This is a genomic window from Chamaesiphon sp. VAR_48_metabat_403 (assembly GCF_031422475.1).
GTDB lineage: Bacteria > Cyanobacteriota > Cyanobacteriia > Cyanobacteriales > Chamaesiphonaceae > Chamaesiphon.
This window is the reverse complement of sequence record NZ_JANPLS010000371.1, coordinates 1-14246: the sequence shown is the minus strand read 5'-3', so window position 1 is coordinate 14246 and position 14246 is coordinate 1. Positions and strand designations below refer to the sequence as shown.

The window sequence follows — 14246 nt, the reverse complement described above, 5'->3', positions numbered from 1 at the left end:
GCTAAAATAATAATTAAGCCGATCGAGATTGCAATAAAAAATATTCTCACGCCCCATAGAGACATGATAATGCGTTCGAGTGCTTCGAGTAAATTGCCATTGTTATACTTTTTAATGCCGACAACAAAACTCATCCCCAATAATAGATAAGTACTCCAACAAAAGATCGACGACTTTGGCTTGTTAAACAGAAAAAAACTTAATGTTAGCGGCACTAATGCCAAAAAGCTATTCCAGGCAATCCGACCGAGATCTTCGGCAATAAAGCGAATGACTGGATCGATCTCAATCGGAATTTGGGATAAAAGCATGGTTTTTAATGTAGCTCAAAAATCATTGATAAGATTGTGCTTACCTCTAGAATGTGAGTAGTAGGGGCAATTCATGAATTGCCCCTACTACTCACATTCTAGCTATAGTCGAGATATAACGATCGAATCAAATTAATTACCAGAATATATTTATTCAATAATCTCAGACATAATTTCAACTAAATTTTGATAGTTAGGAAAAACACACTTGGCTCCAGTAGCAATTAAATCGGCAACTCGTTCGCCTGTAACGATGCCGATGAAATGATAATTTAACTGTTTTGATGCAATTCCATCCCACACCCCATCACCGATGTACGTTACGGTTTGAAATTGAGATTGTCGATAGAATACCAATGTGCGATCGTAAGCACACTGCATAATATCGACACGCGCACGCGCATCGTCAGAGCAAGCCATCGGAATGACGATGTTATCTAATCTTACTTGTTGAAGTTTAAACTGTGCCGTTTGTTTCCACGCACCAGTAGCAATCGCGTTGGCGGAGCCTCTCTGAAAGAGAATCGCATAATCGGGATCTGCATTCAGTCTATCTAAAATCTCGCTAGCTCCAGCGATCGATTGTAAGGGTTTGTGGCTGACTGCAATTATTAATAGTTCTAAAAATCGCTGTTGATAATCGCCAAGTTCTCCAGGTGTCGGATTGCGCCCTAATTCTGTTTGGCATAGAGTTTGTAAAATCCCGGCATCGGTAATATGCGGATAATTGCCCCAATTACGATCGATCTTATCGAGATCGAAGCCAAACACATCTACTAGGGCTTGTAAATAGCACTGGGAATCGATCGCATTGCTATCGACCAAAGTACCATCTAAATCGAACATAATTAGGTGCATTGATTTTTATCTGTCAACTGTCAACTAATCTAACACCGTTTATTTTTGAGCCGTGCAGGAATGCCTAAAGCTACGCCAGTATAGAGCCTGTCAAATTCGCGATCGAAATGTGCGGCGACGGTAGGATTATTTTGGATGACGAGTAAAGTTTCATCATTACTATAATTGGCGGCATTCGACCAATTATGCGAACCTGTAATCACAGTCTGTCGATCGATTATCGCAAATTTGTGGTGGAGTAAATCGCCAGTCGGCAAAGTTGGTACGCCAATTGTCGCCAACGGCTGAGAATTACTCGTCGCCGCACAAACATTACCTTCAGGCACACCCATTAGTGTCAAACCCGAACTATACTCGCGATAGGCAAACTGTCGATCGATCAGCCCGCGTACCTTGACACCACGCTGCGATTGGGTTTGGAGAATAGTGCCCAATCCTGGCTCGGAAAAGACAAATAATGCAAAATCGACTTGTTGTTGGCTGGTACTGAGTAACTTCCCGATCGAGCCATTAGCACTATCATCCCACGCCTGTTGCTTGGAAGTGGGCGAAAATTGCACCAGGACGCGCGTTTTACCTACAAATACTTCAAATGGTAAACGTGCTGGTTTGCGTGCCTTAAACTGGCTAATTTGATTGCCTGCGGTGCCATCGCCCCACATCAGGTTAAACTCGGTTGTAAATGCGGTGGCTAGTTGATTACTTTCGATCTGCACCAGATTATTCTGATTGCCCTCACTGTCTGGGCGACTCAAATCGCCATAGATATCGCTCATCGTCCAATTTGCCGAAGTGACGATGGTTTGATGCCCATCTACCACCATAAATTTATGGTGCATTAATCCACTCCCGCGCGAACTATCAGCAGTATCGTCGAGGATCGGAATTTTGGCATTCCGCAGGATAACTAGCGCGTCGCGTTGGCTAATCTCCGCAGGCGAGAGCGTACCATTTCCATCGATATCTACTAATTTCTGAAACTCCCGATAACGATCTCGTTCCCTAGTTGTCAAACCCTCTACATCGGCAGTTGTCAACTCACTGAGCGGACGGCTATAATTGTGTTCTAAAATTACCCTAATTTTGATTCCCGCTTGAGATTTTACCGCCAGAGCTTGGGCGATATTTGGTAATTGAAACTCTTGTACTGCAATGTCAATACTCGATTGTGATGAATCGATCGCAGCAATTAACTTAGCTGCTAAATCTACACCCAGTCTAGTTTTTTGACGATAAGATTCGGTAAAATTTGCCGACCGATCGTGGTTGAAATAGACATGGATCGATTCATCTTGGGGCAGTGGTGGCAGTTGGGCGGGAATTGTCGATCTCGATCGAAAGAACCACCAATATCCACAAAAAAAGATAACACCGATGCTTCCAAGAGCTAAACTAAATAAGAGAGAGGAGTGAAACTTGCCAGAAATCTGGCTAAATCGTCGAAATTTCAAGAGGAAACTCAAAAATTATGAATGATAAATGATGACTTAATAGCTAGGTACTATTAATTTAGCAATGATGGCAAGCTGCCTCGATCGCAGAGACACTTAAATTCATTGTATCATTTATTACTCAACCATTGTTGACGATCGCTGACAGAGTGCAAATCCACCTCTAAACTTAGAGATTGGAGCGTCTTGCATCTGGCTGTGCTAGTTGCGCTCATCTGAGCCGACTAACAGCGTTCGTTGTGGTTGCTCCATTTGTAGCAACCAAGCTAATGGCAGACATGACGATAATGTTTGCTAGCATAGAATCGTATTTCGATCTTAATTGGTTTTACCAAACGTGAGATCGATACCATTGTTTAAATTTCCATGCAGATAACTAGTAACTGCTTACTTACCATTTTTACCAACTACATTAGACATCGAGGTATATATCATGAGCAGACGCAGAAAAATGTTTCAATGCGGTCATAAAGGTTACGGGCAAATTTGTCATCGCTGCCTCCAAGAAGAGGTAGATGTCAATGAAAAGAAAGAGAAAAAACGAACATGGCATGATAGCTTTGCATTCGATCCGATCGATCTCAAAAGCTTACCATCGCATGTAGTTTTAAAAGCAAGAAATATTATTATTGGGTTACAAGATCGCCGAAACTATCGAGAATTTGGTGGTAAAAGGCTGCGCCACAACCGATTAGTCATTAGCATTCCCGTGACTCGCAATTATCGGATGTTGTGTTTCGAGCAAGATGGTATTCTTCAACCGAAAGAAGTGTTGTCGCATGAAGATTATAATATCTGTAAGCCAGGTAGCTAGATGGCTTCAAGCATCTAGATCGTAAAATTTGCCCCCAAAATCGCCCGAACAATTATTAGCAATTCCAGCCATGCAGATTTATCTAGATTATAGCGCAACTACACCAATGCGCGCTGAAGCGATCGCGACGGTACACAGAGTTCTCACTTCAGAATGGGGCAACCCTTCGAGCATCCACCAATGGGGCGAACGCGCTTCTACGGCGATCGAACAAGCGAGATTTCAAGTAGCAGCATTAATTAATGCTAATCCGGACGCGATCGCTTTTACATCTGGAGGAACTGAAGCTAATAATCAGGCGATAATGGGGGTGACAAATTTATATGCAACCCCGCAACATTTGGTCATTTCTAGTGTCGAACATTCATCGATCGACGCACCAGCACGGTGGTTAGAAAGTAGAGGGTGGCAAGTAACTAGATTGCCAGTCGATCTCGCAGGGCGAATCGATCCCCAAGATCTCGCTGCGGCAATTCGTCCGAATACCGTTCTGGTATCGATAATTTATGGTCAAAGTGAAGTCGGCACCATTCAACCGATCGCCGAATTAGCCGCTATTTGCCAACAGTATCGAGTTTACTTTCATACCGATGCCGTCCAAGCTGCTGGTAGAGTGGAAATCGATGTTCGCGCACTGGGGATCGATCTACTCTCGATCTCCAGTCACAAGCTATATGGCCCCCAAGGTACGGGCGCGCTCTATATCCGTCCGGGCTTAGAACTAGTGCCTCTCCTGGCTGGTGGCGGCCAAGAAATGGGCTGGCGATCTGGTACTCAATCAGTACCCCAAATCGCCGGATTTGGCGTAGCAGCAGAGCTAGCCAGCGAAGAATTAGCTGCCGAAAATAATAGACTAATTAATTTGCGCGATCGCTTATTCGATCTTTTATCGGGATGTCCGATTTTAATCCCGACCGGGGATCGCTTGCATCGTCTCCCTCATCACCTCAGTTTTTGTCTGCAACTCCCCGATTGTCATAGCATGGCAAATATTACTGGTAAAACGATCGTCCGTCAACTCAATCTCGCTGGCATCGGCATCAGTTCTGGAGCCGCTTGTACCAGTGGCAAACTTAATCCCAGCCCGATTCTATTGGCGATGGGATATACCCAAACCGAAGCAGTACGCGGAATTCGCATCACACTCGGCAAAGCCACCACCGTCGCCGATATCGACTGGACGGCAATGGTATTAAAGCAAATTATCGCCCGCCAAATTCCTCAATTAGCTTGTGTATAAGGGGATAGTGAATAGTGAATAGGCATTGGAACACAGTTCCAAGTTACACCCCCCACACTCCCCGCTCCCCGCTCCTAACTCCCCTCTTGCAGCCAAATCTGGAATAATTCATCGAGCAGGCGTTGGCGCATTGATTCGTCTAGTTGGGCGGGAATAATTTTTTCGGGACGCACGATAACGTACCATTCTTCTAGGTGCATCGGCGGGCAAACCTGTCCTAATGGTTGAGTTGAAATTGCTTGCGAGATCGCGGGATGCGGTACGCTAATCTCGACAGGGCCGATCTTTCCGCCAGTTTGAGCCTCAGCACCTTGAGAATACTCAGTAGCAAGCTGGGCAAAAGTTTGTTCGCCAGCGATCGATCTAAAATAGATTTCTTGGGCGATGCCCAGATCCTTATTCCGAATTAACGAATAGACGACGCGATCTAATTGTCCTTTGCGTTTGAGAAAATGGGCGTTAATTCGATCGCCCCAATTTGTTTGCTTGAATTTTTCAATTTTAAACTGACGGATCGTAATGTCGGCTAATTGTTGCCGATCTAAGTAGTGAAAATCGAGCCAATGTTGGAGCCGCTCTTCTGTTGTCAATCGTTCGCGATCGTAGAATTGTTTGAGAGCTAGTATTCGATCGTCATCGCTATATTCAATATCGACAATCGCCCGATCGATCTTTAATTCGCGGACTATCCCTGGTAGCAGTTGATATCTTTTTAATAGGGATACCAGTTCCGCTGGTGGTATTTGGAAGTTTCCAATCTGCTCGAATTCAGTCATGGTAGTTCGCAATCAGCAGTAGATAATACCATTTTGGATTTTGGAAACTCTAGCTGTATATGGATCTGAGGCTGAGGCTGTTGGGTTTCGCCTTGCTCTACCCAACCTACTACTACTCCTTATTCCCCTATCCCTCCGCTTTCTGTTCTAATCCAAACCCGACTAAATCGATTTCTGTTGGCACCGCCCCAGGTTCGGGACGGCGATAGGTAACGATCGTTCGTAGTCGCGAGTGGGTATTTATCAGTTGCAGCCGATCGACCGCTACCGATCGACTATAGTATGTAACTAATTCTAGCGTTTGCCGCGTGGGTTGATAAGTAAATCGACCCGTAATCGCCCCAGATTCAGAATACCCTTCATCTCGCAGATATAGACCCCGCACTAGTTCGGGACTATCGGGGATTTCGGCAACTAGCGGTAAAGCTGGTGCGAGTGGATCGATCTGTAATAGATCGGGTAAACTAATAGCTCGATCGGGTACAAATAGAGCCTTGAGATTCATTGCTACTCGCTCTCCCTTCTCTGAAACCGTGTTGAAGCCGATTCTAAATCCCGGAAATCGATCGACATCTACCGATGCAGCCATACAGCCGACTGGTAGAAAAGCTGAAGAAATTCGATCTTTTTCCACAGATTCTAATCCAGCTACGTTAAATTCAGTGTAAGAGCGTTCCACCTCGTTATGGCGTGGATAATGATACGTTCGCTCGGTTTTCCAATTACCGATACAAGCTGAAAAAAAGTCTTGAATTTCTAGCATTTTTTTAGCAATTATTTCAATATTGACCTGCGATTCTCAGGTGGCGCAGCTCCGTTAACGATCGATCGGAATTATTATTTTAGCAAAGTTATCACAGATCGGTCGGATCTACTCGTTATGCAAATTGCGCTTGCGGTAATGTGCTAACGAAGATTTAACGATTCGATTTGCCTCCAAATCGCCGATCGATTTTTGAGTACGGTCGTTATCTCGATTGAAGTTAATTAAAATTAGTGACATAATAATCGATATTTACTAGCGATAGTTTAAATCTAGTTCCATAATTAATTAATAATTAAGATTGTAATACTTATCAAAAGTTAAATAATTCAGCAATAAGTCAACAAATCTCGATTTAGTACCTAAAATCGGTGGAGGTTATCATAAGGTAAAAGATGGAATCAATCCAACAACAGATTAGTATATTGACCCGGAAAGTCGATCGAGTCTATCAAATTATCGATCGATTGAATCAGCACGTCTTTGAGACGCTCGATACCCAGACAGTTGGTGGGGAAGAAACCTCGATTAGACATCCGCTCAATCGCGAAAATCCCGCACTCGTAAATAGCGAATCGCAGCGGATTGCTTCACCAGCATCTAGCTATCGTCGCTATGGATATGGAGATTACTTTGGCAGTTCCAACTACGATCGCGGTGATGAATCGGTAATTGCCCAACAGGATGTTTTGATCGATAGTAGCGGTGTCGAGATCGGTCATCACCAGATTAAAGAACAAGATTTATCACCTCAAGTTCAAATTCAGCGACTCACCGCTCAATTGACTGCTGCTTACAACCGGATTGCGGCATTGGAAGAACAGTTATTAGCCAAGCGATGGAAGTAGTTGTGCTGCTGAATCGGATCTCGTGCCATTTGCCCAAAATTGGTGATAGCTGCCAAAATTTGTGGTTTGCCAAGGCCGCATTGTTGCCACTCGTTTAAAACTAGCTCTTGTCATCCACGGAGGTTCACTGGTATAAAATAAATAGGTGTATTAATCTTGTCTAGATGTCTAAACAGATTGCCAGCCCAAGTTATACTCAGTAGCACTAAGACGCACAACTCAATTGCAGCGGATAATGCACTAAATATTTGGGTTAGTATTACCGCAAATTTGTAATCTGTTATATACAATTGAAGCTTCGATGAATAAACAAATTTTAGTTACTGGTGGTGCTGGTTATATCGGTTCTCACACGATCTCCCAATTGGGTCGAGCTGGCTACGAAATCATCATCTACGACAATCTTTCAACAGGTACTACCAGTGCGATAACCTCTGGTAAGCTAGTTTTGGGCGACTTAGCCGATCGACAACAGCTAGAGCGAGTCTTTGCCGAACACAATTTTGAGGCAGTTTTACACTTTGCTGCCAGTATTTCCGTCCCAGAGTCGGTCGTTAAGCCGCTGGCTTATTACAGCAACAATACAGCTAACACCCTCAATTTGCTCCACTGTTGCGAACGTTTTGGGGTAAACAAATTTATTTTTTCGAGTACGGCGGCAGTATATGGACAGCCAACTGTCAACCCGATTACCGAAGCGACGATCCCAGAACCGCTCAATCCCTACGGTAGTTCTAAATTGATGAGCGAGCGGCTGATTAGAGACTATGCGATCGCGAACACCGATTTTAAATATGTCATTCTCCGATATTTTAATGTAGCTGGAGCCGAAATTAGCGGTAACTTAGGACAATCTGGCAAGAAAGCCACTCACCTAATTAAAGTAGCTTGCGATGCCGCTTTAGGTAGACGAGACAATGTGAGTATCTTTGGTACTGATTTTGATACTCCCGATGGTACGGGCATTCGCGACTATATTCATGTTGACGATCTCGCGCGCGCGCATGTAGATGCACTGATTTATCTCGATGGAGATCGAGCTTTGAGTCAGATTCTTAATTGTGGCTACGGACAAGGTTACAGCGTCCGCCAAGTCATCGAAAAAGTCAAAGAGATTTCTGGCGTAGATTTTACCGTCATCGAAGCCGAACGTCGCGCTGGCGACCCCGCTTGCGTGATTGCCGCTGCCGAACGCATTACCCAAACGCTAGGCTGGCAACCGCAGTATAACGATCTCGATACTATCGTCCGCACGTCTTTAGCCTGGGAAAAAAAGTCGTCTGGTAGCGAACTACATCTTAAAGAACTAGTTACGTAACCCAAGTTTCTGGTTGAGAATATTTGCTACGTTCATCACCCGCCCGCGACTAAAGTGCGGGCTAGCTAGTGGCTCAAGTCCACTGAAGTGGACTGTCAAATTCTTCAGTCCACTTCAGTGGACTTTGGCTATTAGCCTGGGGATTCATCCCCAGGTGGTGCCCAAACGAAGCTAGTAACCTTTGAGTGAGATCCTTATCCCGTTGGCGGAGCCTCTGCATAAGGAGAAACTGGCGTTAATTATGTACTGGTGCAAAATGTGAGTTGTTAGATTCCTTGGGAACTCTACCCAAGGTTGGTAGCCGCAATTTCAGCATTTTGAATCGCCATTAATTCCTGAATTCCAGTATCGGCGAGATCCAGCAATTCATTCAGGTGCTGGCGGCTAAAACTCCCTGATTCTGCCGTCCCTTGGACTTCAATTAATTCCCGATTGTCGGTCATCACGACATTAAAATCGACATCAGCCGCGACATCTTCTGGATAGTCCAAATCTAAAAACGCGCTGCCAGCAACTAACCCCACCGATACCGCTGCAACTTGACGGACGAGCGGAGATCGACTCAATTCTCCACGCTCGATCAGCCGATGGATGGCTTGCGACAATGCTACATATCCGCCAGTTATTGCCGTCGTGCGGGTGCCTGCATCTGCTTGGAGGACATCTGCATCGACAAGGATTGTTTTCTCTCCCAGGATGGCAAAATCGAGGGTCGATCGCAAACTCCGTCCGATGAGTCTTTGAATTTCTTGCGTACGTCCTGATAATTTCATCAGTTCGCGATCGTGCCGTTTGGGTGTCGCACCCGGTAGCATCCGGTATTCGGCAGTCAGCCAGCCAGTTCCCGTTCCCGCTAAAAATTTGGGTACGCCATCTGTTATCGTGACGGTACATAAAACCTGAGTATCGCCGCAGCGGGTCAATACAGAACTAGTGGCAAATTTGGTAAAGTCGCTGTGGAAGCTGACTTGACGCAATTCATTCGGTTGGCGGTCTTGGCGTTGCATTTAGAATTTGGTGAGGATGAAGATCGGAAACCAGCCCGATCCGCCAGCTAGATAAGTACTACTTGACCGATCGCATATTTAGTGTTTCACTGGATGAACGCACGGAACGAAACACTATATATTGTCTACTATAGACTGCCGAGCGGACAGGAATCGCCTGTAAGGGCAGACCTTTTGAATGAAATGCGGCTCATTTTACGTTGAATATGATTGCACAACTAAATAGTCATCCAGAAAATCCTGCGCTCGATCGTAACACTTCACTTCAGACTTATTCTGCACTACTTCACAAACAAATCGAGATTGTCGATACACCTGCCGATCGATTTTGTACTGAAATAGTCGCCGATGCACTCAAGCTTGCCAGCAAAGGACAACGAGTTTTAATCGTCCAATTGCTCAAGGGTGGAATTTGGCAAGGACACGATCGCATTGTCAATCTGGCTCAAAATCTAGATTGGATTCGGTGTAATTTAATTCGGAATATTTCGATCTCCGATTTAAACGATCTAGAATTACATAATTTCGAGCAGTTATGGAAACACGTTCGCAATGTCGCCAGACCTTCTCCGATCGATGATACTATTGCCAGTGAATATTCCTTAGTGATTTTGGACGATCTGAGTCTAGCGATCGAGTTGGGTTTAATTAGTATCGAAGCAGCGATCGATTTTCTCACCAAGCTCCCTCAAGATATCCAGCTCATTCTCACAGGTACTAATCCACATCCAGCTTTGGTAGAATTGGCGGCATAAATTGAGATCTTCCACTAATCATATATGTTTAAAAGCCCGATTCTTGCTGGAAGGAGTCGGGCTTTTTGAGACGATCGAAATTGCCTCAAATATTTTCGCTTGTTTATCGATAACTTTCGCGATTTTCACGATCGTCGGCTAGCGCGCGGGAGCGGGTAGAGGTGCGTCCGCGATCGACTTTATCTTTGGCTTTAGTAGCACTGCGTTTGAGTGCATCTAGGCGGGACTCATAGTGCTTGCGTTTGCTCTTTTTGGGGGTATCGTCGGTAAGCGTTTTTAAGGCACTGCCCAGACTCTTATAAGCATTGGGAAGCGTATATCCAAAGCGGGTGGCAAGGGCGATTGCTTTTTCATCGGCATCGATGGCTTCTTTAAGATGTCGGTCGCTATTATTGCGCGAATAAAGCCGATAGCCCGATACGCCACACAGTCCCAATGCCAAGATTAATAATAGACCATCTTGTACCCATAACTCGCCGACAGCACCACCTAAACCGATCGCCAGCGCAGCCATTTCCCAGCCATCGCGTGAGATCGTGTCATTTTGGACGCGGGCGACTTCGTGCCAGAATAATAGATTGCGTTGATCGAGAGCCAGACGTTCCCACTTAACTAGATCGATCTGGATTTCGACTTGATCTTTGCCTAATTCTTCACTCCGAACCAACGGCGGATTGACTTCAACGGTAGTTTCGACCGTTACCCAGCTTTGTAATTCGGGTGGTAGCAAACTTTTAAGCCGACGCAATTCACTCATTTCAGCACGAGCAGAGGCAGCAGAATAAGATGTCATAGTGATAGTCTCAAGCGATCTTAGTTACTATTTTAGCGAATTCCCAAGCAGGACGATCGAAGTCGATCCGTTTTTACGATTACATCTTTAAATATGAGTGAGATCGATCGCAGTGGATTGTTAATTTTGATGTCATCTTGGGTTTAACCACAGGCAACATTGCCGAGCGATCTACAGCAATGTTGCCTGTGGCTGAATCCAGACATTGCATTGTCAAGATCCACACAAGTTGAGTAAATTCAGATGAAATATGGTTTTTTGGGCACTTTCTGTGCAGTCGCTACCGTCTTGGGGATAACAGCGACAACAGCCCGCGCCGATACTAGCATTAGTATACCCACCGATCGGTCAATTAGTGCTGCTACTGGGCAAGAAAATCCAACTTCAGGAACTGCTGCGCCGACAAAACGTGCCTACAACAATCCTCAATCTACAGTTAATCCCGTGCTAACCCGTTTAGAATTGGACACTTATAAGCTAGTCAATAAATATCGCCAGTCTCGCAATTTACCGCCATTGGAGATCGATCCGGCTATTTCGGCTCAGGCGAGAGCGCACAGCGAAAAAATGGCCAGAGATCGACACATGACCCACGATGGTTTTCACGAGCGGGCGGATTCGATCTCGCAAACGATCGTGTACCGAAAAGCCGCTGAGAATGTTGCCTACAATATGGGCTACGGGCAACCAGAGTTAGTTGCTATTCAAGGTTGGATCGAAAGTCCCGGACACCAACAAAATATGACCGGGCCATTCGATCTGACTGGTATTGGTGTCGTCCAAAATGCCAAGGGTGAATATTACTTTACCCAAATTTTCATTCGGAAAGCTTGGTATGTCAAAGATGCTGACTAGTAACTAGTCGATATCCTATGATATAGATCGTGCTATCTCACCAGCTCTCAATATGGAAGACTTTCAAATTTGCGATCGAGATCTAGACGATGCTTTAACTGCCAAATATCTTCAGGCAGAATCGATCTCTGTCGATACTGAGACAATGGGATTGAACTATCATCGCGATAGGCTGTGCTTAGTCCAACTATTTTCACCTGGTGCCCTGACGGTAATTCGGATTGCCAAAGGACAAACCACCGCTCCAAATCTTCAACAGGTGATGACATCTACCAATGTCACTAAAGTTTTTCACTTCGCTAGATTCGATGTCGCGCAACTGCGCCACCGTTTGGGCATCGAAACTCAACCCATATTTTGCACTAAAATTGCCAGTAAACTAATCCGCACCTACTCATCCCGCCACGGTTTAAAGGAATTAGTGTCCCAACTCGAAGGTGTCGAACTCGATAAATCCGCTCAATGTTCCGATTGGGGCGATGCCGAAAATCTCTCGGACGAACAACTCCGCTATGCTGCTAATGATGTCCGGTATCTAATTAGTATGCGCCAGAAGTTGACTGCTAAATTACAACGCGAAGATCGCTGGGAACTAGCGCAGGATTGTTTTAAGGTTTTGCCGACGTTGGTTGCGCTAGATATATTGCAATATGAGGATATTTTCTCTCACCATTAAAACTAGGCTGTTCCACATCTATTTTTTTGACTGAATCCCTTACTGAAATAAGTCTGGCGTATAAATAGAGTGGTTTAAATGTCGAACAGCTTATATCCCTCTTCTGTCACTCTAGGAAAACTAAAATGAATAAAAATTCAATTGTTATGAGGAGCTAAAAGTATAACTACAGAGATTAACAAAGGCAATCAACGTATTAAAATTATGCTCCAAAAGTGGTATCAAACGACAGTGACATTGGCGATCTACAATCGCAGTTGGCAGATTGTAAATCCGCTTGCTCTGATTGTTAACCTAGATCGCAATCTTCATCATTAAGTATTGATTTTTACATCAGCATATTGTAATATGTTTGTGCTCAAACTTAATTACCTCGATTTCGCAGCTTGCGACAGTAAGACTGCATAATTTATGCCTTATATCAAAAAAAGCTCTGTCCAGATGATAATGGGTGCAATCTCGCTATCTGTCATGTCTGCGATATCTATGCCAACCGCTGGATTAGCTGCAACTTTTACATTGGGCAATAGCAATAATAATTCGGGTACCTTCAACTTTACTGGTGTTATCGATACCGTCAATATCACTACTACTGGAATCTATACCATCGATGCGTTTGGCGCAGGAGGTGGTAGTGGGGCAGGCGGACTAGGTGGCCGACTCACAGCCAACTTTAACCTCACTGCGGGTAATGTTTTAAGTATTTTGGTTGGTGGTAGTAGCATTAATAGTGGTTTGGGGGGTGGCTTCGGCGGTGGTGGTGGCACATTTGTTGTAAATGGCACAAATCCTCTTATTATTGCTGGCGGCGGCGGCGGCATCGGCGGCGACTTCAGCACCGATGGCGGCGGCGGCGGCGGTGGCTTCAGCGGCGACGGTGGCGACGGCGGCGTCTTCGGCGGCGGTGGTGGTAGCTTCGGCGGCGGCGGCTTCGGTGGTAGCGGCGGTGGCAGAGGCAGCGATGGCGGCTTCGGCGGTGGCGGCGGCGGCGGTGACCTCGGCGGCGGCGGTGGCGGCAACTTCGGCGGCAGAGGCAGCGGCGGCAGCAGCAGTCGCGGCGGCGGCGGCGGCAGCGGCAGCCTCAGCTTGACTGTTGGTGGTAACGGCGGCTTCGGTCTTTCGGCAAATACTGGTGCTGGGGGTTCTGGGGGATATGATGCTACTCAATTAGCTGCGAACTACACCGTAGTATCTAACGTTCCTGTCCGTTCTGGCAATGGCAGCTTAGCAATCTCTTTTGTCTCTGCACCCACCTCAGTCCCAGAACCTTTTACAATTATTGGAACATTAATCGGTGGTACAGCATCATTCTGCATGAGAAAGAAACTCAAAGCGGTTGCTGGCTAACTCCTACCTCCTAAAAATTGTCTTATCACACCTTTGAAGTCTAAAACCCCCTGCCAGCATCGGCTAGGGGGTTTTGAGATTTAAGATTTATTAGCAATCTATTAATTTTATAAATAATAGCTTTACGGTGACGAGATTACATGAATTCGTAGTTATCCCTTGTTTGTCACTCTAGGCAGAAGAAAATGAATGGATCGTAGTTAAGTCCAGGGTAAGCGCATCTCAGAAGGTATAACAGGATACAGATTTTTGATGAGAGATATACGAAAGAATATCTGAATATATTCAGGTGTGTACCAATGTCAAAAGATATTGCTTGTGGTCAGCAGACTATTGATTCCTCAGATTCAAATGTCACAGATATTGATTCTTCAATGTTGGGTTTCATTCTTTAACCCAACCTACGGAAAAAAGATTCACTTTTTACTTCTTAC

The 14246-nt window shown here is 45.2% G+C and carries 15 protein-coding genes and 1 pseudogene; 8 read left to right on the top strand and 8 right to left on the bottom strand.

Going from position 1 to position 14246, the window contains the following annotated elements; genetic code table 11:
* From RMO79_RS17850 to RMO79_RS17840, 3 genes and pseudogenes are all read right to left on the bottom strand, one after another.
* A pseudogene (locus tag RMO79_RS17850) lies at positions 1–311 on the bottom strand (hypothetical protein); the annotation flags it as partial.
* A 150-nt stretch (positions 312–461) separates the two neighbouring features.
* The gene (locus RMO79_RS17845; protein WP_310484591.1) at positions 462–1169 is read right to left on the bottom strand and encodes an HAD hydrolase-like protein; all 708 of its coding nucleotides are present in this window, start codon (positions 1167–1169) and stop codon (positions 462–464) included.
* A 29-nt stretch (positions 1170–1198) separates the two neighbouring features.
* The gene (locus tag RMO79_RS17840) at positions 1199–2620 is read right to left on the bottom strand and encodes a phospholipase D-like domain-containing protein (RefSeq protein WP_310484590.1); all 1422 of its coding nucleotides are present in this window, start codon (positions 2618–2620) and stop codon (positions 1199–1201) included.
* Positions 2621–3053: 433 nt separating this feature from the next.
* Here RMO79_RS17840 and RMO79_RS17835 point away from each other — a divergent pair, with 433 nt between their 5' ends.
* Together RMO79_RS17835 and RMO79_RS17830 are read left to right on the top strand one after the other, a co-directional pair.
* Positions 3054–3434 carry a hypothetical protein gene (locus tag RMO79_RS17835; RefSeq protein WP_310484589.1) on the top strand — a complete coding sequence of 127 codons (381 nt, stop codon included), beginning with the start codon at positions 3054–3056 and terminating at the stop codon, positions 3432–3434.
* 70 nt (positions 3435–3504) lie between these two features.
* Positions 3505–4674: a cysteine desulfurase family protein gene (locus RMO79_RS17830; RefSeq protein ID WP_310484593.1), complete on the top strand. Its 1170-nt coding sequence runs from the start codon at positions 3505–3507 to the stop codon at positions 4672–4674.
* Between the two features lie 74 nt (positions 4675–4748).
* On the opposite strand, the gene RMO79_RS17825 is transcribed toward RMO79_RS17830, so the two are convergent.
* The 3 genes from RMO79_RS17825 to RMO79_RS17815 form a co-directional block, all read right to left on the bottom strand.
* Positions 4749–5450, bottom strand: coding sequence for a peptidylprolyl isomerase (locus RMO79_RS17825; protein WP_310484588.1), 702 nt, complete (start codon positions 5448–5450; stop codon positions 4749–4751).
* 127 nt (positions 5451–5577) lie between these two features.
* Positions 5578–6213, bottom strand: a complete 636-nt coding sequence (locus RMO79_RS17820) for a phycobiliprotein lyase (RefSeq protein WP_310484587.1) — start codon at positions 6211–6213, stop codon at positions 5578–5580.
* 108 nt (positions 6214–6321) lie between these two features.
* Positions 6322–6453 (bottom strand): hypothetical protein, encoded by a 132-nt coding sequence (locus tag RMO79_RS17815; protein WP_310484586.1) that lies wholly within the window; start codon positions 6451–6453, stop codon positions 6322–6324.
* A 155-nt stretch (positions 6454–6608) separates the two neighbouring features.
* Here RMO79_RS17815 and RMO79_RS17810 point away from each other — a divergent pair, with 155 nt between their 5' ends.
* Both RMO79_RS17810 and galE read left to right on the top strand, forming a co-directional pair.
* The gene (locus tag RMO79_RS17810; RefSeq protein WP_310484585.1) at positions 6609–7061 is read left to right on the top strand and encodes a hypothetical protein; all 453 of its coding nucleotides are present in this window, start codon (positions 6609–6611) and stop codon (positions 7059–7061) included.
* 301 nt (positions 7062–7362) lie between these two features.
* A complete protein-coding gene (galE, locus tag RMO79_RS17805) occupies positions 7363–8379 on the top strand; it encodes a UDP-glucose 4-epimerase GalE (RefSeq protein WP_310484584.1) in 1017 nt (338 codons plus the stop codon).
* 284 nt (positions 8380–8663) lie between these two features.
* Here galE and rph read toward each other — a convergent pair whose 3' ends face one another.
* Positions 8664–9386 (bottom strand): ribonuclease PH, encoded by a 723-nt coding sequence (gene rph, locus RMO79_RS17800; protein ID WP_310484583.1) that lies wholly within the window; start codon positions 9384–9386, stop codon positions 8664–8666.
* A 206-nt stretch (positions 9387–9592) separates the two neighbouring features.
* Between rph and RMO79_RS17795 the strand changes: the two genes are divergently transcribed.
* The gene (locus RMO79_RS17795; protein WP_310484592.1) at positions 9593–10141 is read left to right on the top strand and encodes a cob(I)yrinic acid a,c-diamide adenosyltransferase; all 549 of its coding nucleotides are present in this window, start codon (positions 9593–9595) and stop codon (positions 10139–10141) included.
* Between the two features lie 103 nt (positions 10142–10244).
* Here RMO79_RS17795 and RMO79_RS17790 read toward each other — a convergent pair whose 3' ends face one another.
* Positions 10245–10934, bottom strand: a complete 690-nt coding sequence (locus RMO79_RS17790) for a DUF3318 domain-containing protein (protein ID WP_310484582.1) — start codon at positions 10932–10934, stop codon at positions 10245–10247.
* Between the two features lie 243 nt (positions 10935–11177).
* Here RMO79_RS17790 and RMO79_RS17785 point away from each other — a divergent pair, with 243 nt between their 5' ends.
* From RMO79_RS17785 to RMO79_RS17775, 3 genes are all read left to right on the top strand, one after another.
* Complete coding sequence (locus tag RMO79_RS17785; RefSeq protein ID WP_310484581.1) at positions 11178–11789, top strand: CAP domain-containing protein; 612 nt, start codon at positions 11178–11180, stop codon at positions 11787–11789.
* Positions 11790–11841: 52 nt separating this feature from the next.
* Positions 11842–12465 (top strand): ribonuclease D, encoded by a 624-nt coding sequence (locus tag RMO79_RS17780; RefSeq protein ID WP_310484580.1) that lies wholly within the window; start codon positions 11842–11844, stop codon positions 12463–12465.
* A 471-nt stretch (positions 12466–12936) separates the two neighbouring features.
* Positions 12937–13812 (top strand): PEP-CTERM sorting domain-containing protein, encoded by an 876-nt coding sequence (locus RMO79_RS17775; RefSeq protein WP_310484579.1) that lies wholly within the window; start codon positions 12937–12939, stop codon positions 13810–13812.
* Positions 13813–14246 lie beyond the last annotated feature (434 nt).